General features: G+C 41.8%; 16 protein-coding genes and 1 riboswitch. Of the genes, 8 read left to right on the top strand and 8 right to left on the bottom strand.

All coding sequences use genetic code 11. The features are described from left to right. Positions 1–17: 17 nt before the first annotated feature. A complete protein-coding gene (locus tag M3M38_RS04580; protein ID WP_252767496.1) occupies positions 18–1,400 on the bottom strand; it encodes a sugar porter family MFS transporter in 1,383 nt (460 codons plus the stop codon). A gap of 202 nt (positions 1,401–1,602) precedes the next feature. Here M3M38_RS04580 and M3M38_RS04585 point away from each other — a divergent pair, with 202 nt between their 5' ends. Further along, the gene (locus tag M3M38_RS04585; protein WP_252813708.1) at positions 1,603–2,910 is read left to right on the top strand and encodes an MFS transporter; all 1,308 of its coding nucleotides are present in this window, start codon (positions 1,603–1,605) and stop codon (positions 2,908–2,910) included. A 62-nt stretch (positions 2,911–2,972) separates the two neighbouring features. On the opposite strand, the gene M3M38_RS04590 is transcribed toward M3M38_RS04585, so the two are convergent. Together M3M38_RS04590 and M3M38_RS04595 are read right to left on the bottom strand one after the other, a co-directional pair. Beyond that, complete coding sequence (locus M3M38_RS04590) at positions 2,973–3,242, bottom strand: hypothetical protein (RefSeq protein ID WP_252794990.1); 270 nt, start codon at positions 3,240–3,242, stop codon at positions 2,973–2,975. Between the two features lie 94 nt (positions 3,243–3,336). Beyond that, positions 3,337–3,855: a hypothetical protein gene (locus M3M38_RS04595; protein ID WP_252813709.1), complete on the bottom strand. Its 519-nt coding sequence runs from the start codon at positions 3,853–3,855 to the stop codon at positions 3,337–3,339. 178 nt (positions 3,856–4,033) lie between these two features. On the opposite strand from M3M38_RS04595, the gene M3M38_RS04600 reads away from it, so the two are divergent. Both M3M38_RS04600 and M3M38_RS04605 read left to right on the top strand, forming a co-directional pair. After that, positions 4,034–5,404 (top strand): purine-cytosine permease family protein, encoded by a 1,371-nt coding sequence (locus tag M3M38_RS04600; protein ID WP_274705806.1) that lies wholly within the window; start codon positions 4,034–4,036, stop codon positions 5,402–5,404. Between the two features lie 29 nt (positions 5,405–5,433). Further along, a riboswitch (TPP riboswitch) is annotated at positions 5,434–5,522 on the top strand. Positions 5,523–5,625: 103 nt separating this feature from the next. Then, positions 5,626–6,192 carry an ECF transporter S component gene (locus M3M38_RS04605; RefSeq protein WP_252813710.1) on the top strand — a complete coding sequence of 189 codons (567 nt, stop codon included), beginning with the start codon at positions 5,626–5,628 and terminating at the stop codon, positions 6,190–6,192. A 181-nt stretch (positions 6,193–6,373) separates the two neighbouring features. Here M3M38_RS04605 and M3M38_RS04610 read toward each other — a convergent pair whose 3' ends face one another. Beyond that, positions 6,374–6,973, bottom strand: a complete 600-nt coding sequence (locus tag M3M38_RS04610) for a hypothetical protein (protein ID WP_252813711.1) — start codon at positions 6,971–6,973, stop codon at positions 6,374–6,376. Between the two features lie 300 nt (positions 6,974–7,273). Beyond that, positions 7,274–7,792: an SA1002 family membrane protein gene (locus M3M38_RS04615; protein WP_252813712.1), complete on the bottom strand. Its 519-nt coding sequence runs from the start codon at positions 7,790–7,792 to the stop codon at positions 7,274–7,276. A 521-nt stretch (positions 7,793–8,313) separates the two neighbouring features. On the opposite strand from M3M38_RS04615, the gene M3M38_RS04620 reads away from it, so the two are divergent. The 4 genes from M3M38_RS04620 (at position 8,314) to M3M38_RS04635 (ending at position 14,634) form a co-directional block, all read left to right on the top strand. Next, positions 8,314–11,100, top strand: coding sequence for a MucBP domain-containing protein (locus M3M38_RS04620; protein ID WP_252813713.1), 2,787 nt, complete (start codon positions 8,314–8,316; stop codon positions 11,098–11,100). A gap of 202 nt (positions 11,101–11,302) precedes the next feature. Then, positions 11,303–11,737 carry a TipAS antibiotic-recognition domain-containing protein gene (locus M3M38_RS04625; protein ID WP_252813714.1) on the top strand — a complete coding sequence of 145 codons (435 nt, stop codon included), beginning with the start codon at positions 11,303–11,305 and terminating at the stop codon, positions 11,735–11,737. Between the two features lie 14 nt (positions 11,738–11,751). Next, on the top strand, positions 11,752–12,642 hold the full coding sequence (locus M3M38_RS04630; protein WP_252813715.1) for an ATP-binding protein: 891 nt from the start codon (positions 11,752–11,754) through the stop codon (positions 12,640–12,642). A 483-nt stretch (positions 12,643–13,125) separates the two neighbouring features. Next, a complete protein-coding gene (locus M3M38_RS04635) occupies positions 13,126–14,634 on the top strand; it encodes an RNA-binding domain-containing protein (protein ID WP_252813716.1) in 1,509 nt (502 codons plus the stop codon). Between the two features lie 75 nt (positions 14,635–14,709). On the opposite strand, the gene M3M38_RS04640 is transcribed toward M3M38_RS04635, so the two are convergent. Beyond that, a complete protein-coding gene (locus tag M3M38_RS04640) occupies positions 14,710–15,738 on the bottom strand; it encodes a zinc-binding alcohol dehydrogenase family protein (RefSeq protein WP_252813717.1) in 1,029 nt (342 codons plus the stop codon). Between the two features lie 165 nt (positions 15,739–15,903). Here M3M38_RS04640 and M3M38_RS04645 point away from each other — a divergent pair, with 165 nt between their 5' ends. Further along, positions 15,904–16,341 (top strand): GNAT family N-acetyltransferase, encoded by a 438-nt coding sequence (locus M3M38_RS04645; RefSeq protein WP_252813718.1) that lies wholly within the window; start codon positions 15,904–15,906, stop codon positions 16,339–16,341. Positions 16,342–16,406: 65 nt separating this feature from the next. Here the strand turns inward: M3M38_RS04645 and M3M38_RS04650 are convergent, their stop codons facing one another. Both M3M38_RS04650 and menB read right to left on the bottom strand, forming a co-directional pair. Next, positions 16,407–17,846 (bottom strand): o-succinylbenzoate--CoA ligase, encoded by a 1,440-nt coding sequence (locus M3M38_RS04650; RefSeq protein WP_252813719.1) that lies wholly within the window; start codon positions 17,844–17,846, stop codon positions 16,407–16,409. A 14-nt stretch (positions 17,847–17,860) separates the two neighbouring features. After that, positions 17,861–18,682, bottom strand: coding sequence for a 1,4-dihydroxy-2-naphthoyl-CoA synthase (menB, locus tag M3M38_RS04655; protein WP_252813720.1), 822 nt, complete (start codon positions 18,680–18,682; stop codon positions 17,861–17,863). Between the last annotated feature and the right edge of the window lie 58 nt (positions 18,683–18,740).

Below are 18,740 nucleotides of genomic sequence, written 5' to 3' on the forward strand. Positions count from 1 at the left end.
CTTTCTTTTTAGGTTGCTTAAGCTTTCTTCTGTTTGTCGTTGTAACGACTAACGAGTTCGCCTTCAATTTGTTCCAATGATTTGTTCCGAGTTTCTGGGACAAAGTAGTAAACGAATCCTAGTGAAAGGAAGGCAAAGACCGCAAAGATTGCGAAGGGACCACCCACGTTGTTGTGGAAGAGAGCGAGGATGGTTAAGAAGAACTGGGAAACAATAAAGTTAGCAATCCAGTTGGCAGCTGAACCAATCGCCGTTCCGATTCCCCGAACTGAAAGTGGGAAGATTTCCCCAATCATTAACCAAGCAATTGGACCCCAAGAAATGGCGAATCCGAAGATGTAAACCGCAATCAAAATGATGGTTGGAATAGCGGCCACACTGATGCTAACGGTGAAGTTAAGGATGGCTAACAGTCCTAAGGAAACGCCCATCACGACTGAACCGAACATCAGAATCGTTTTCCGGTTCACCTTGTCCATGATGAGGTATGCGAGCACTGTTACGATAAAGTTGACAATCCCGATTCCAACGGAAATCCAGATGGCACCGGAAGCTGGGAAGTGGAAGCCTTTCATGAATACTTGTGGTAAGAAGTAAATCACGGCGTTAATTCCGACTAATTGCTGGAAGAGCATCAGTCCGATGGCTACGATTAAAGCAGGACGAGCCACCGTGAAGAGTTCCTTTAAACCACCTTTTTCTTGGTGGGAAACTGATTCAATTTCTTTGATTTCTTCTTCCGGATCGTCGTTAGTACCAACCCGTAATCGGTCTAAGACCTCACGGGCTTCTTTGGTTTTTCCTTTTTCCACCAGGTAACGTGGTGATTCAGGCAATAAAATTCCACCGATGAATAGGAGAATGGCAGGAATTAAAGCTGATCCGAGCATCCACCGCCAGTCACGAACTCCTAAGAGGTTGTGACCCAGAAAGGCCAAGTTAGAAACATAAGCCAGTAAAATTCCCAAAGTAATCATTAACTGGAACATGGTTCCTAATGAACCCCGGTGTTCCTTGTCGGCTAATTCGGCCAAGTAAGCAGGAGTTAAGGCAGAAGCGCCCCCAACGGCTAACCCAAGGATAATTCTGGCAATGACCATGGGTACAAAGCCCGTAGCAACGGCTGATAAACCGGAACCAACCAAAAAGAGGATAGAAGCAAGAATCAATAATTTTTTGCGACCAAACCGGTCTGATAGTGATCCAATGGAGAGGGCTCCGATGGCAGATCCAATCAATACGGAAGAAGTAATAAATCCAGTTTGTTCCGTGTTGAGGTGGAAGTTAGCTTCAATTAATGGTGAAGCTCCGGAAATGATTCCTGTGTCAAATCCGAAGAGCAACCCACCGAGTGCCCCAAAAATGAAAATAAATGCGATGCTTAAACGTGGTTTTTTCACGATAGTCCCTTCTTTCTCGTTCATGTTTCATGGATGAACAATTTACGAAATTAATTGTAACCGCTTACAAAGAAATTGGCAACCCTTTTTGTGAAAAATATTTTTCTGATTGTGAATTTTTAACAACTAGTCAGGGTTTGAATCCAGGATTTGATGCCGGTACAATGGCACTATCTTTAAATTTTAGAAGGGGAGTGGCACGATGAAACAGCAACAATCGTTACCACGGTTACGATTTAACCAACTTTTTTGGTTGAGCTTTGGCTTACTGGGGGCCCAAATGTCATTGGGATTAGAAAATTCCCAGCTAGGGCGATTATTTCAGACGTTTGGAGCCAGTCCGCAGATGCTGGCGTTTTTGTTTTTAATTCCGCCAATTACTGGAATGATTACCCAACCCATCCTGGGCCAGTTTTCAGACGCCACGTGGTTACCTAAGTTAGGCCGCCGGATTCCCTACTTGGTTGGAGGCACGATCATTGCTGACCTGACCCTGATTTTACTGCCGAACGCCGGGGACTGGGGTTTACCGATATCCGTAGTCTTGGGAATTGGAGCGGTGCTAGTGTTACTATACATTGTGGCCGCGAACGCCTGTGTGGCGCCCTTTAAAATCCTGATTGGCGACATGGTTAGCAGTGAACAAAAAGGACAGGTCACCTCGCTGCAAAGCATTATGGTGAACGGCGGAAGCATCCTAGCCGCCATTACTCCGTGGTTCCTGTCGGTTCTCGGCGTTAGCAACGTGGCGCACCCGGGTGCAGCCCCTCTGACGATGAAACTGGTTTTCTACTTGGCAGCGACCGTGCTGACCATCTGTTCCATTTTGACGGTGAGGAATGTCCGTGAGTACACGCCAGCGGAATTGGAGCTGTATCAAGGACCACCAGCGCAGACGAAGCTGAGTTACTGGCAGTTAATCAAGCAGGCACCAGCGATTTTTTGGACGATTGCACTCGTGCAGGGGCTGTGTTTTGTGGCCTTTGCGCTGTTGTGGACCTACGGAGCTGGAACGATTGCTGCCAACGTTTATCACACCACTAATCCAGCCAGTGCGGCGTACCAGCAGGGCGGGAATCTCTTTGGGGTGTTGTCCGGAGTGTACGCCTTAGCAGCCTCCGTCCTGGCAGTAGGATTAGGCCGGGTGCCACGCCGGTATCAAGTGCATGCGTTAGGTGGAAGCTTAGCGGTCGGGGCCGTGGGCTTTGTAGGGATTGGGATTTTACATTCCAGCTTAGGCATGGTGCTGGCCTTCATCTTAATTGGAGTCGGATGGGCCGGGATCATCATCTATCCCTTAGCCTTTGTAATGGATGCGGTCCCAGCCCAAAATGCTGGTGTTTATCAGGGATTATTTAACGCCCAGGTCTGTGTCCCGCAAATTGTGGCTTCGCTCCTAAGCGTGCTGATCTTACCGTTGATTGGTAATTCGTTACCAACGTTAATGCTAATTGGAAGTTTGTTCTGGATTGCTGGAACGCTCGCCGTGGGCTTAGTGAAGTTAAAATAGAAAACAGAAGTAACAAAAAATCCGCTAACCTAGCCAGGCTAGCGGATTTTTACTAATTTATGTTATTGGTGTTCGTGAACCGTTTTGGGTTCTTTAAAGAAGCACACGTATTCAAAGTAGGCTAATAAGAGGCCAGAAACTAAAGCGCCCCAAATGCCGGCCATGTAGTACAGACCAAGCACGGCAGTAATTCCAACGGCACTGACCGTCAAAATCAATGACCAGCGTTGCATCGTGGATAATTCTTGGGTGTGACCCATGAAACTAATTCCTAAAACTCCGGCACTTACGAAACCAACGATTCCGATTAATGCATGTAATAAAATAACCATTGCGATTCTCCTTTCTGCGATATTCCTACCTCTATTTTACCATGTTTCCGCTTTCACTGGGGTAGGAATTTGAGATTGTGAAGGGATTAGGGCGTTAGTTAATTTTGTTAGCAATTTGGGCGTAAAAATGATTCCAATCGTTGGTCATGGTTCTCACTAATTCCTGGTCTATCAAGTAGTTCAACAATGACTGTTTTTCGGGTTTGTCTAAAAAAGTATATTTTTGTGGCGCATTAAAGTTCCCAAATTGTTTACGTAACGTAGGTAAATCGAGCTTGTGAATTTGGGATGCGGACCGGATGGGGATGATGACGCCCGTATTTTTAGCTTGAAAGTAGTCAAAAATCTCATGATAATCATCGTTACCGACAATTGAGCCAATCCGGGCGAGGTGGTCAGCGTCACTGATAATGGGTTGATTACACCGGATAAAGGTGGAGATGCCACCATTTTTACCGCTGGCATAGATAAAGGCTTGAAACTGATCTTTAAAAAAGGACTTCCGGTATTCAATGACTTTGGTGCCGGCATTAATCTCATCCACGTATTCTTTGTGAATCGAGATTAACAGGGTAGGTAAGAGTGGATCGTAGCCAGAACGAATGGTGGTCATGAGTGATAATTCTCCTCAAAGTTGCAAGTTAATTTTAATTATAAGCTAATTCTAACCAGCATCACAAGCGGGTTAGAATTACTGGCAGCGCTACCGTTTCGCACTGATCTCTGCTATACTAAGAAAGACGATTATTGATATAAAACAGACACAAAATGTTAATATTTTGGAGGAAACTATATTGAATAATAGCAAGTATGCGTTCCGAGTCATTCCACAAGACGAACGGAACATGAACTACTGGGACATGTTTGCCACGTGGTTTGGCGCGAACGCCAATAACGGGACCTGGTTCATCGGGGGCGTGGTAGCCGCCTGTGGCTTGATTGGTGGGACGACCGCAACGTTAATTGCTGGGGTGCTGGCCTACATCTTTTTGAGCATGTTGGGGTACGTGGGTTATCAAACCGGAGCCACGACCACGGTGTTATCCCGGGGATCGTTCGGGATTCGCGGCAGCATCATTCCGTCGCTGATTAACATCACCCTGTTCCTAGGGTGGACGGCCGTGAATACTTTCATTGCGGCAACTTCGTTAGCCTTCATCTTCCACAGTCTTTTCAAGTGGCCACTCTTTGGTCATCCGGGTGGAAACCTTGGGATGATTGTCGGAATTGGCATTATGAGTGTCCTGCACATTTTGAGTATCGTGGCGGGGCAACGTTCCGTGCAGTTAGTGGAACGGATTGGAGTCGTGTTGGTCATCATCTTTGTGATTTTAGAAACGGTTGTGGTCTTTAAGAACGTTTCGTTGACCGATTTGTTGCATTACCGGATTCCAGCAGCACAAAAAATGCCGTTTGGATTAGGGATTGATACCATCGCCGCTGCTAGTCTAGGTTGGGTGACCGGCGCTGCTGACTTTACCCGATTCACCCGGAAGAAACACGTAGCCATTAGCGCTCCGTTCTGGGGAGCCTTGCTTGGACTGCTGAGTTTCACGCTGATTGGGATTTGTACCACAATTAGCGTAGCCATGACGTCTGGAAGTTACGATCCGAACAACTCTGACCCTAGTATCATTGCCAACAAGCTTGGTCTCGGTTTCATCGCTATGATCGTGATTGTCTTGACCAGTATGACGGCCAACGCGGTTAACATTCAGGCTGGGGCTTCCGCTTTGAACAACGTCTTTCACAAGGTCAGCTTCAACAAGTCGTTGGTCATCATCACGCTTGTTTCCATGTTATTAACCTTTGTGCCATTGTTAAACGGAAGTTTCTTAGCATCCTTCACGTCCTTCCTGGACTACACGGGAATGTTACTCGGACCCATCATCGCCATCATGTGTGTCGATTACTTCCTCTTAAACCGGAAGAATTACACGCCGCAAACTTTGTCTAATCCGAAAGGACAACTTTGGTACCAGGGTGGTTACAACGTGATTGCGATTGTGACGCTGGTCTTGGGCGTGATTTTGTACCTGGTTTTGAAGAACATGCCGGTCATTAAAGAGACCGTCGGCGCTACGTTCATTTCGATGATTTTCTCCGCCATTGTCTACTACGGATTGTCCCGTGGTTTTGGCCTAGAAAAAAATACGAAGTAGTAAGAAAAAATATGTTATAATAAGTGCAGAATAAAAAGTTGGGGTGCCACGAGCTGAGATTAAACCCATTGAACCTGATGTAGTTAGGACTGCCGCAGGGAACGATTATCGCGTTTGAAAAGCCGATTGTTACTAGTGCAATCATGAATTCGTTTTTCAAAGCACTCAGCCGTGGTTGAGTGCTTTTTATTATGGCTAAATTATAAAAGGAGGACGAAATTATGAAACACTGGGTATCGGAATGGCATTTGAAAAACATTATTTTAGTAACGTTAATTGGGATTATTACGGGATTGATTTTCTGGATTATGGATCCGATTTACACGGCCGTAACGGCGGTTTTGACGCCGCTGGGATTGGCGCCGTTTGCAGGTTCCATCCTGCTCGGATTTTGGACAATGGCTGGTCCACTGGCTTTACTGGTAGTACGGATTCCCGGTTCCGGATTGTTAGCCGAATTACTGGGTTCCGTGGTAGAAATGCTACTCGGCGGAATTTGGGGTGCTTCCACGTTGATTTCTGGGTTAATCCAAGGGGTGAGTTCTGAACTGGGATTCGCGGTTACAGGCTACAAGAACTACGGCTGGTTGAGTGTAACGCTGACTTCGATTACCACCACGGTGATTACGTTTGGGTACCAATTGATCAGACAAGACTATGCTGGTTTTAGCGTGGGCTTGATTGTGGCATTATTCCTAGTAGGCTTGGTATCCGTCTTCCTCTTCAGTGGGGTGCTTTCACTGTTGATTGCGCGGATGTTAGAACGGGCTCATTTGTTGGAAAAATAAAACGACTGCTTATAACAAATAGCAAAATGCTGAAATTTTAGCGATTATTAATTCAACGCAGCAACAAGTTAACGCTTTGTTAGATAACTTGAAGGAACAAATTAAGCGCAACGAATAGTGTAAATAAGCATACAAAAAGGACCCTCTTCACTGGGAAGAGGGCCCTTTGCTGTTTTTAAAATTAATATTTTAAATTGTAAGTACCATCAGGCATAACGTCATAAAGTCCAACCGTTCCGCTACCACCTTGAGCTCGAATTGATTTAGAGATCACTTTAATTTCATATACCCCATTATCGGTAGACAATACATCGTATGAATAATCAGAACTATTACCAAGTTCATTTTTTATGATGTTAATGGCTGCCTCAGAAGTGTTAACTACGTCGGTATTACCGGCTGCTTGGTTCTTTACTGATTGAGACTCTTGCGGTTGGTTTTGATTAGCATTGGAACTGTTGCTAGTGCTATCATCTGCGTTATTAGTGTTGGCATTGTTTACTGCTACTTGACTGTCAGCAGTACTATTCCGATTATTTTGGTTAGAATCAGCATTTGGGGTTTGGTCGGATTGAGTGTTAGGGTTAGCACTGTTTTTCTGAGCTTCTTGATCAGACGTTTCCTTTTGCTCTTTTTTCTTTGTATTAGTTTTTTTCTTGTTTTGCTTGTGTTCGGTTTTAGCATGTGCAGTTTCCGATTTATGTTGGTCATTACCACAAGCCGCCAAACTAAGGAGCAGGGTGAGGGCAACTGGAATTACCAGTAAGCTTTTTTTCTTCATATTTTTCTCCCTTAGAATCAGTTATAACTTAATTCTAGCATAGTTAAACACTGAAAAAGAGATTGGGTTGCGAGCAAGTAGACTGCTGTTATCCATGAAGTACTCAGTCGATAAAAGGAGAGTCATCATTTTTTTCATCAACTAAAATCACCTTTTGGTCTTTAGTTGTACGATTTTGCTTGCTTAGAAGTCTGGCTCAATCCTTGTTCCATTGATCAGTTGGAATAATTAATTCTCCGTTCTTAGATTTGGTATCTACGTGATTTTTCATAGTATGTGTTCCTTCTTTAATAATAAGTCTTAGTGCCCACGATCCGTTAAATAAATCTTGATCATTGCAATTGAAATCCAACTAATCAAGAGCAGTGGCAGGACCAGTAAGTTGAGTTCGTTGATATCTAGGTTTTCGGCCGAAATCCCAGCTTTGGCAAAGATTTTTAAGTTAGAGCTGGATCCCGTTAAAAACTGGTAGAGCGTTAGGGCAATCGTGGTCCATTGGATGTAATACTCCACTTGCATCACTAACATGCTGTTTGAATCCTTGAACAAATTTAAGTATCTGATGAAATAAAAGTTGATGATGCCGCCGATAAACGTGGCCGCAAGACAAAAGGTGAGAATCCGAATGTCATAGTGCAGCAGTTTTACCATGAAAAAATAAACCCCACTGACAGAGATTAGCAATGCGATGCTGGACGTAATCTCCATCAAAAAGAAGTATAATCCAGACTTTAAAAATAAATATTTATCTTGTGAGCGACCAGCGATAAATCCGATTGCTAGTAATAAGCCAATTAAAATAATGACGCTAACTATCATATTGGACTCCTTTATTTAGTTTATAGCTGATTCAATCATAAAAGACCTACTCAATTAAAGAAATACCCAAAGTGAGATTAAGCAACGGAAAGATATCTCTACAATCTGAATCTTACTAAAGTCGTTTTGGGGAAAGAAAATGGTCAAAATACCTAAAATGGGAACTTATACAATTGTGTTCTAATTGGGTAGCAATGATATTACACACCAGTGTATAATATCATCACTATAAACAAGAAAAGGAGGATGAATTTATAATTACAACAAAAGATGTTAATTTTAAAACCTATATAAATTAGATTTAGTTTTTACAGTGTTTTTCTATTAAGAATTTAAGCTGATGATGTTCCCATTTTAGGGTTAATTTGTGGTAAGGAAATTAAAATGATATATCAAAGATAAATATTCTAATTTAAAGCTAGTGAAAATTGTTCATGTTATAATTCTAATTAGAAACTACGGTTTATTGAGATTTTAATCTAATTAGATAGCAGTAAAAACAATACGAAAGGATGGAATTAATGAAGCGAATAGTTGAGCAACAAACTCGTCGGTATAAAATGTATAAATCCGGCAAAAAGTGGATTTTTGCCGCAGTGGTCACTACGGCTATCATGTCATCAACTTATTTAACGGTTCAAGCTGAGACAACGAACCCGAGTGTAAGCAATGAAATGCCCGTGAAGGATACGAGCGCTACTGATTCAAGTCAGCAAGCAACCACAACGACGCATTCGAATCTTACTAATAATGAGGCTGATACCAGAAATGGTCAGGTTGTCCCGGTTGAATCTCAACCTCAAAGTGATGCTGTGGAGAGTCAAACGGGAACTAGCAGCGAAACAGAACAAGGAGTTAATGCGGGGGAATCAACTAAACCGGACGGAACTAGCTCATTTGCTTCTGCGACGCAACCAACCGATACAAGTAATGAAAGTCTAACAGTTGATTCAAGCCAGCCTGCTAAACCGGGTGCAACCAATCAACAACCGAATGATTTAGAGGGGGCTAACCAGCAACCTAGTAATCAAACGGTTCCGCAGGATAAGCCAGCGACGACAACTTCTGACACGGATAACCAACTTCAGACCATTAATAATATGATAGTTAAACTAGCGGTTAGTGACAATCAAGCCATGATGACTTCGGTAGTTCCAGATCCAGCACTGCAAAAGGCGATTGCCGATGCTTATAACCAAAGCTTTTATCCTAGTTTGAACAAAACGATTCAAGAAATCACAGTGGCAGATATGCAAGCGATTAAAACGCTGCGAATCCCTTCATTTGGAAGCACTGGATATCAAGTTCTACCGCAAACTTTTGAAGGAATTCAGTACTGTACCAATTTAAAAACACTTTTTATTAGTTCCGCCGGGAACACAGATGTTCCGAGTGACATTGATTTTTCTGCCATTGCAAAGATAACTAGCCTAGAACGATTGGACTTTGACGTCGTTCCTTTTACGACTGATAAGTTGCCCGATTTAAGCAAGTTACCATCTCTAAAAAAATTATCTATTGATCAAAGTGCTGGAGGTGATTTTTGGGCAGAGAGCTCCAATCGACTTGATAATTCAGTTTTTAAGTTGTTAGAACAGTGTCATGGATTGACTACTTTATCGATTGAAGGAACCAACATTGATTCCTTGATGGGATTAGTTGGTGTGAAAATGGCTAATCCCAATTTGTCCACAATCATCTTTAGTAAGAATCGAATTAAAGATCTCAGCGTGTTAAAGCAAGGTTTAAATTTGGATAATGTCACTAGAATTGTTGTTAGCCAGCAGCAAGTTAGTTCCGAATATACTTTAAATCATAATGATTTTTCTTATAATCCAGAGACTCAGCAATTATCATTGCCATTTAGTAAGTTAAAGGATTTGATAATTAATCCGGATGGAACCCCTTCGTATCCAACCCGATCAACGGTAGTTAATTATAACGGGAAGTGGGTTAATGCGACTTTAACAAATAATGCTTTTGTAATTGATGGGGTAACTCAAAGTGATTTTGATAATTTGAAAGTTTTTAAATGGAAACCTGATTGGTTTTTAAGTGACGACTACAAGACGGATGGGATTTTTAATTTCGGTGGAAATGCAATTAGGCAAACAATTAATGTTGAAGCTAGCCTGCCCGGAGCCAATGTTACGGTTCAATATGTGGATGAAGCTGGCCATGAAATTGCGCCAACCGAAACGTTGACGGGAAAAATTGGTGATCCTTATACAACCCAAGCGAAGGAGATTCCGGGGTACACATTGAAGAATGTGACAGGGAACACTACAGGAACTTTTAGCGAAAATGCACAATCGGTAACTTATGTATACCAAAAGGTGGTAGATCAAAGTAGCATTACCGGCCACGATGTTACCATTAACGTTAATGATTCGATGCCAGATGCTGCTGCTTTGGGCGCCAGTGCCACTGATCAGGCTGGGAAAAGCATTCCAGTAACCTTGGATACGAGTGCGGTTGACCTGGCTAAACCGGGTAGTTATCCCGTAACCATTACTGCTTCTAATGGGCTTAGTAAAATCGTTTATGTTCATGTATTGGCTCAGCAACCGGTTGCCGGTGCTGAGGTTACAGTCCAGTATTTAGATGAAAATGGTCATGAAATTGCGCCAACAGAAACGTTAACGGGAAAGATTGGTGATCCGTATACAACACAAGTAAAAGAGATTGCTGGCTATATCCTTAAAAAAGTAACGGGTAATGCCACGGGAACTTTCAGTGAAAAGGTGCAATCGGTCATTTACGTATATCAAAAAGTAGCAGATCAAAGTAATGTTACCGGTCATGATGTGACCATTGACGTCAATAGTCCACTGCCAAATGTTAATGACTTGGGAGCTAGTGCGACCGATCAAAATGGAAAGACCATTCCAATCACTTTAGATACGAGTGCGGTCGATGTAACTACGCCTGGTAGTTATCCCGTTATAATTAAGGCTGCTAATGGATTAACTAAAACAGTGTATGTCCACGTAGTTGCTTTAGCTGTTCCTGAAACGCCGAATGATTCAGATGGGAATGGTTCTAGTGATGCAATTACTAAAACCCCGGGAGAGAACCTCACTAAAGATAATCGGAGTGGGTTTCAAAATGATCTTCATGGATTTATAGTGGATGATAAAGGAACTAATTTTAGTCAGTCACAAACCAAACAGACGCAATCTAATCGAAAGTTACCAGCAACGGGTCAACGCCAATCAAGCTTGTTTTTGTTACTTGTTGAAGTTGCCCTCGGGTTAGCATTAATGGTTTGGGCATTTTTACAAGTAGAGCGTAGAAAACGCAAGTAACTTAAATTAGTTAGTTTTAATTGATTTAGACTTGAACATGGTTATGTAACACCCCATAAAAATTAAATTTTATGGGGTGTTTTTATGTAGAAAGATGGTTTAAAAAGCGCACAGTAAATTGTAAAATGAGACTAACCGTTGACCTTGGAGAAATAAGATTATGATGGAATGAAAGTAATTAAGCAGTTAGGTTGGATCTAAAATGAGTAAGAAAAAAGCAAAAAGACAAGCCAAAGTAGAAAAGCAAATTAGTGACCAGTATGGCGATCAAGAAGTTAAACAATCGCAACAGAACTGGAATAGTTATAGCGATGAAAAAAAGGCCGCGATTATCAAAGAAAGTAACGAGATTTTCGTAGACCTTGCTAAACTAAAGGATGAGGATCCAGACAGTGAAAAGGTTCAACAACTGATGGTGAGATGGCATCAATTTCTGCTGAACTTTTATAATCCTAGCATTGAGCTATTAAGAGGATTGAACGAAATGTACGCTGACGATCCAAAATTTAAAAAGAAATTCGAGAAAATTGACCCGGATTTACCGGACTTCTTGCATGCTTCAATCGATACGTATGTTGATAAGTTGGAAGACCAATGGGTTGAAGAAAACCAAAATACATTAGATAACGAACTATAGATAGGAAAGGAAAGATGGCAAAGGTTGATAGAGCGGGCGAACGAACGACGGGCCCATTAAAATTAAAACCGAAAGCACCAACCAAAACCGCTGATTTAGTTTTCCCGGTGGAAGAACCTAAACGAGATTTAAAGAACCTGATTGTCTCCGATGAGGTGGCTAACCAAATTCAGAGTTTAATCTCTAAAATTGAAAATTATGACTTGCTCTACAATCAGTTTGGACTGCGAGAAATTGATTCTACCGGGGGACGCACCGTAATTAACTTGTACGGATTGCCCGGGACTGGGAAAAGTTTTGCCGCAGAAGCCATTGCCAAGGAAATGGGCAAAAAGGTGATCAAAGTTAACTACGCGGACATTGAATCTAAGTACGTGGGGGAAACGCCGAAGAACATTAAGCTCCTGTTTAAAGAGGCAAGGGATACGGATGCCGTTTTAATCTTTGATGAAGCGGATTCCATCCTGGGTCGCCGGTTAGACAGCGTAACGAAAAGTACGGATCACGCCGTTAATTTGACTAAATCAGTCATGCTGCTGGAGTTAGATAACTTCGAAGGGATTACGATTTTTACGACCAACTTCGGAAAAAACTATGACCCAGCCTTTTTACGGCGGATTATTGGTAACATTGAATTCTCATTGCCGGAAAAAGAGGCACGGCGGAAGATTTTAGAAAAGTTGATTCCAGCTAAGCTACCGGTTGCTTTATCTGCAGCCGATTGGGATGAGATTTTAGCTAATACCGATGGCTTTTCTGGGGGAGACCTGTTAAACGTAGTAGTTTACGCAAGCTCCCATGCGGTAGAACGTGATGGCGCTAAGTGTAAAGTGGGACTCAATGACTTTAACGATGCCATTGAGTTAATTAAAAAGTCGAAACAAGAATTGGCCCAGCAAAAATAATTTGTGGAAAAATTAAAGCGCCTGAATCACTGAAAGAATCGGTGGTTCAGGCGTTTTTATTATTTATATTATTAATGATAAGAGAAAGGCATAAATAATTTTGAAATTCAAATTAATACCTAATTACTAATAAGGATTAATGTCATCATTAATGATAAAATTATATAGAAAGAAGATTTTCATTTTCATTATGTTTTAAAAATTTTTAACGCTACCCACACATAATTATGTGTAGATGGTTTATTGTGAAAAAATATTAATATCATATAATTTATATCTAAATCAACTTTATTGTATGTAATTACATTCATATTAGTTCAAACATAATTTATTTTCTCTACATTTTCTCTACATTTTCTCTACATTTTTGTGAAGAGAAGATTAACACGGATATCTTAATTGCCTACTATATCAGCTTTTTAATAATATTTAATCTCTACATTTTCTCTACATTTTCTCTACATTTTTACGGAAAGGTTTTTTATGAAAAAGAAATTTAAAGATTTATCTAAAGAGAATCATCAGATAGAGTATAAAAAATGTGAAAAAAAGTTTCCTAAGGAAGCTTGGGAATCTATTGCATCCTTTGAAAATACTGATGGAGGAACCATATATCTTGGTATTGACGAAAATAAAGAATTTATTAATGGAATATCTAATAATGTTGTTCAAAAAATACATGAACAATTTTGGGATGGAATTAATAATGGGGTATTATCTTATTCAACTATTAAGAACGATGATATTAAGGATATACAATGTGAAAATGGTAGAACTGTAATTAAAATATCAGTAAGAAAGTCTACTCATCATAGGCCGGTATTTTATAAAGGTAATGCTTATATTAGAAAGGGTCCTAATGATTATAAAATAAGTTTAGAAGAAGCTTTAACAATTAAAAGGGATAATGATTTAAATTTAGATAGAAAGCTGATGAGAGGGACATCTATATCTGATTTAAACATGGAAGATATAGATAGATACAGGAGTAAGTTGTTTGAAGATCCAATACAACAAGAAAGACTTGGTAAATTACCATTAAATGTTTTTTTGCAACGATTGAATGTTATAGATTATGATGAAAATGAAAATTTATTTGTAACTCTTGGTGGTTTGTTATTTTTTGGTAAAACAAATGTAATTATAAAGCATATACCACATTTTCAATTAGATTATTTTGATAAATCTAATCCACTTCATGAAAGATACTCTAACAGAATTTCAAGCATTGTATATGATTTCAATATATACTCATTTTATAATAATGTTATAAGTGAACTTTATAGTGGGGTGAAAAATAGATTTTCTATTAGTGAAAAAAATGGTGAAAGAATTGAAACAGGAAGTACAATGAGGAAAGCTCTTCGAGAAGCACTTATTAATACACTTATGCATGCGGATTATGAACAATCTGGATATATAAGAATAACTGTTACACCTGAAAATTATTTGTTTGAAAATCCTGGTACCTTATTAATTACACCGGAACAGTTTTTTAATGAAATAAAAACGAAAGTTCGAAATCCAATAATTTCTTCATTGTTTGTAAAAATTGGTCTTGGTGAAAGGGAAGGTTATGGGGGAGAAACAATACAAAATGCTGCTACGATGAATAAATTAAAGTCACCTGAAATATATAGCTCAGATAATATAACTCATTTGAAAATATGGTCAATTGATTTTTTAACATCATTAGATAATAAATCAATAAATGATTATGAAAAAAATATTATAAAGGTAATTCTAAAATCAGAGCCTATTCCAATATCTAGAAAAAAGATTCAGGATGTTACAAAATTATCTTATAGCATCACAAATAGAAACTTATCGTCCCTTATTGACAAAAAAATAATAGATAAAGTAGGTAATGGAAGAGGTACTAAATATTCTATGAAAAATTCATCAAAAACTCTTATGAGACAAATGCAGGCTTTTCCTGATATTTTAAGAGAAATAATAAAAAAAGAAGGTGATAATTTTCATCTTAGTTAAACATAAATATAATATTTACTTATAAAAAAGTCTATCTCAATTGAGAGGTAGACTTTTTCTAATGCACTGTTTTAATTAATTTTTCACGACCACTTTTCCCATCATCTGATGGCTTTCCACTAGTTTAGTGGCCGCTCGCAAGTTTTCGGCGTTGATGGGGTTAAACGTTTTGGTTAACGTGGATTGTAATTGGTCTTGATCTAGGAGTTGACTCACTTGGTCTAGGATTTCGTGTTGAGTAATCAAGTTTGGGGTTTGATACCACGACTTGGTGTACATCCATTCCCAACCAAAGCGAATCATCTTTCGTTTCAATGGTTGAAAGTTAAGGTCCTTCCCGCTTCCTGTCGTCGAAACAATGGTTCCGAGGGGAGCGATTAACTGACTGATGTCATCCCAATAGTGATCCAGATTTTGGAGTTCGAGGACGTAGTTAACCGTTTCAAATCCCAGCTGATGCACTTGTTCTACCAGATTTTGATGATAATCAACCGTATAATCGGCACCATGTTGCAACGTCCAGTCCTTGGTTTGCGGGGTTCCGGCGGTAGCAATGCCTTGCAGTCCGGCTAAGTGGGCTAACTGGGTAGCCACGGATCCGACGCCCCCAGCGCCGTTAATGATTAAAATCGATTGTTGGGCATTAGCTTCGTGATTGTGTAAGTCGATGTTCATTTGCTCAAATAATGATTCCCAGGCGGTTAAACTCGTGAGGGGCATGGCGGCTGCTTCGGCAGTAGTTAGTTGCTGTGGAGCATGACCGACAATGCGTTCGTCGACAGCTTGATATTCACTATTGCTGCCGGGTCGGTTGTAAGCTCCCGCGTAAAAGACGCGGTCGCCGACGTGGAACAGACTTACAGCAGAGCCAGTTTTGACCACGGTACCAACCGCATCGTAGCCAATGATTTTGGGTTCAGTTAGAGTTGATGATTGTCTCTTGCGGGTAAAGATATCGACCGGATTTACTGAGACAGCGTCGACTTGAACCAGCAAATCGTGTTCTGCAAGCGTTGGAATAGCCGTTTTAAATTCGAAGAAACTCTCGGGATTATCAATGGGTAAATAGTGGGTGTAGCCGATGGAATTCATAAGTTCTGGCATGATGGTGCTCCTTTGTGATTTGATTAATTCTATTTCAATACCACCAGTATAATCGTATCTTGCCAAAAGATTCCCGGATTTAGTTTACTGGGTCTAGCTTTCGGGGTTCTGGCAATGGTAAACTAATTTCAATTTTGATACGACTAACGAGAAAGGAATTTAACGATGTTTCAAGTTCAGCGGCTCCAAGCTATGGATCCTGTGACCGTGTACCAAATTTTGCGAGCGCGGTCACAGGTTTTTGTGGAGGAACAAAAAATTGACTGTTGTGATCCGGATGACGAGGATTTAACGGCTTTACACCTCTTTGAGCAGTCAGAGCAAGGTGAAGTAATTGCCTATGCCCGGGTATTTCAGGATGGGGACCATGTAACCTTTGGCCGGGTCCTGACGAGCGCCTCGGTACGTGGCACGGGGAAAGGTCGGAAATTGCTAACTGCCATTTTACAACTGTGTCACGAGCGATTTCCGGGATTACCAATTACGATTAACGCCCAGATGCAAGCGGTGGGTTACTATGAAAAACAAGGTTTCGTGACAGAAGGTGAACCGTTTTTAGAAGTTGAGGTTCCACACGTGCGGATGACGTATCGAGGGAAGTAATTAAATTATAATTATGTAAAAGGACGTAAATTAACTATCAATTTAGTCAATTCACGTCCTTTTAATTATTCATTCTTTTCCAACCACTTTACCAATTCCACTCGCTGTAACTTTCCGTTCGCTGTCTTAGGCAGGTGATTGACCAAGTGCAGTTCTTTGGGGAACTTGTACTTGGCCAGTTTATCCATGAGAAACTTCTGGACTTTCGTCAATGAATAGGACTGGTCCGTCACCAGAAATGCGACCGGAATGGAGCCCCAGGTGGAATCGGTCTTGCCAACAACGGCACTTTCCTGCACATCCGGTAGTTGATTCAATACCTGCTCAACTTCATTGGGATAGATGTTTTCGCCTCCAGAAATGATGAGTTCGGCGAGCCGACTTTTAACGTACAAAAAGCCTTCATCGTCAACATAGCCAAGGTCCCCCGTCCGAAACCAGCCAGATGCTGTTGTTTTCTCTGCCAGTCGTTGCGGTTGATTGAGGTAACCGGGCGTTAGGTTATCACCTTTGAGCAAAATTTCGCCAATTTGATTTGATTGCTTAGTGTTTGCAATTTTCAAACTGACCGGGAAGAGGGGTTTTCCGACTGAGCCCAGCTTCCGTTGGGCATCAGCTGGATTGAGGGCCACGACCTGCGAGGCCGTTTCCGTCATCCCGTAGGACTGGATGACCGGAATTTGATGGTGGTCACATTGGTCGAGAGTCGCTTGATCAATTGCACCACCCCCCAGAAGCATGTAGCTAAAGTGGTTATCGTAAGGTTCGTGCTTTTTAGCCAGTAACTTTTTGAGCATGTAAGGGACCACCGAAATGATGGTGCCTCTCCCGTGCACCAAGTCCTGGTTAATCGCCTGTGGGTCAAAATGTTCGTAAAGTCGGACCGGCATTCCGTACAACAAACTCCGTATTACAATCGAAAGGCCGCTGATGTGATACAACGGGACAGCACAAATCCAGCAATCGGATTCCGTGACCGGTAGGTTTAGTTCAGCGCCCAGCGCGCTAGTCCAGTGGTTCCGGTAGCTTTGACAAACTCCTTTGGGGCGCCCAGTCGTACCTGACGTGTACATAATGCTGGCGATTGCATCAAGTTCGGTGGGGGGTGCTGGCCAATTTGCTTGAGGTTGCCACTTGAGCTGATCGAGGGCAATTAGTTTCACGTTAGCTACGGCTTGTAACTGCGGCAGAAATTCCTGCGTGGTTAAAATGGTCTGCACCTGGGCATCCTTAATTTGATACTGCAGTTCCGGAGTGGTTAGTTGTTTATTTAAACACACAATTGGTTCGCCGAGTTGGTGCAATGCTAAGATGCCAAAGTAGAAATCCGGCGTGTTATTGCCCAGGATGGCTACCCGTCCTGGATTTGATAAGCGGGATTGTAAGGTGGCGCAGAGACCGTTTACTTGTTGTTGAAGGTCTTGAAAGGTCCACGTTTGCTCGTGAAAGGACAGCGCTAGGCGCTGAGGCGTTAGTTGCGTTCGTTTTTGGAGCCAATTATCCATTGTGAACCTGATTTCTAGGGAAATTTAGGAAATTGGTCAAAGTTTGGTTTCCGCTTTTCCAAAAAGGCGTCGCGGCCTTCTTTGGCTTCGTCACTGGTGTAGTACAGCAGTGTGGAATCGCCGGCCAGCTGTTGAATCCCAGCCAATCCATCGGTCGCGGCGTTCATGGAAGCCTTGATTAACCGTAATGCCATTGGTGAACGTTGTAAGAGGACGTCACACCAGTCGAGGGTCTCTTGTTCCACATCATCTAACGGCACAACCTTGTTTATCCAACCCATTTGAAAGGCTTCATCAGCGGTGTAGGTCTTGCACGTAAACCAGACTTCCTTGGCCCGTTTGATGCCAATCGTGTCAGCGAGTAATCCTGATCCATAGCCCCCGTCGAAACTACCGACTTTGGGACCGGATTGCGCAAACTTCGCGTTGTCAGCGGCAATTGTCAGGTCACAGACGAGTTGTAAGACGTTTCCTCCTCCCACGGACCAACCGCGAACCATCGCAATCACTGGCTTGGGAATGACCCGAATGAGGTGTTGTAGATCCAGCACGTTTAGGCGGGGGATGTGGTCACTGCCGACGTAGCCACCGTTCCCACGGACCCCTTGGTCACCACCGGAACAGAAGGCAAGGTCACCTTGTCCGGTTAAAATAATCACGCCAATGTTTTCGTCGTCTCGGCATTGCGCAAAGGCGTCAATCATTTCGTTGACGGTTTGGGGGGTAAAGGCGTTGCGTTTTTCCGGTCGGTTAATCGTAATTTTAGCGACTTTATCGCGGCGTTCAAACAGAATATCTTGATATTGATTTGGAATTGTTTCCCAAGTAGTTGTCATAAGAACCTCCAATGGTAATAATGGAATAAAACGGCGACATAACGAAAGTGGTGAAGAA

The organism is Fructilactobacillus cliffordii, from assembly GCF_024029355.1.
GTDB lineage: Bacteria > Bacillota > Bacilli > Lactobacillales > Lactobacillaceae > Fructilactobacillus > Fructilactobacillus cliffordii.

Excerpts from the sequence above, each read along its gene's own strand:
- M3M38_RS04630 (WP_252813715.1), top strand. The coding sequence starts at position 11,752 with ATGGCAAAGGTTGATAGAGCGGGCGAACGAACGACGGGCCCATTAAAA.
- M3M38_RS04625 (WP_252813714.1), top strand. The coding sequence starts at position 11,303 with ATGAGTAAGAAAAAAGCAAAAAGACAAGCCAAAGTAGAAAAGCAAATT.
- M3M38_RS04585 (WP_252813708.1), top strand. The coding sequence starts at position 1,603 with ATGAAACAGCAACAATCGTTACCACGGTTACGATTTAACCAACTTTTT.
- M3M38_RS04640 (WP_252813717.1), bottom strand. The coding sequence starts at position 15,738 with ATGCCAGAACTTATGAATTCCATCGGCTACACCCACTATTTACCCATT.
- M3M38_RS04650 (WP_252813719.1), bottom strand. The coding sequence starts at position 17,846 with ATGGATAATTGGCTCCAAAAACGAACGCAACTAACGCCTCAGCGCCTA.
- M3M38_RS04645 (WP_252813718.1), top strand. The coding sequence starts at position 15,904 with ATGTTTCAAGTTCAGCGGCTCCAAGCTATGGATCCTGTGACCGTGTAC.
- menB (WP_252813720.1), bottom strand. The coding sequence starts at position 18,682 with ATGACAACTACTTGGGAAACAATTCCAAATCAATATCAAGATATTCTG.
- M3M38_RS04595 (WP_252813709.1), bottom strand. The coding sequence starts at position 3,855 with ATGACCACCATTCGTTCTGGCTACGATCCACTCTTACCTACCCTGTTA.
- M3M38_RS04635 (WP_252813716.1), top strand. The coding sequence starts at position 13,126 with ATGAAAAAGAAATTTAAAGATTTATCTAAAGAGAATCATCAGATAGAG.
- M3M38_RS04590 (WP_252794990.1), bottom strand. The coding sequence starts at position 3,242 with ATGGTTATTTTATTACATGCATTAATCGGAATCGTTGGTTTCGTAAGT.
- M3M38_RS04615 (WP_252813712.1), bottom strand. The coding sequence starts at position 7,792 with ATGATAGTTAGCGTCATTATTTTAATTGGCTTATTACTAGCAATCGGA.
- M3M38_RS04610 (WP_252813711.1), bottom strand. The coding sequence starts at position 6,973 with ATGAAGAAAAAAAGCTTACTGGTAATTCCAGTTGCCCTCACCCTGCTC.
- M3M38_RS04620 (WP_252813713.1), top strand. The coding sequence starts at position 8,314 with ATGAAGCGAATAGTTGAGCAACAAACTCGTCGGTATAAAATGTATAAA.
- M3M38_RS04605 (WP_252813710.1), top strand. The coding sequence starts at position 5,626 with ATGAAACACTGGGTATCGGAATGGCATTTGAAAAACATTATTTTAGTA.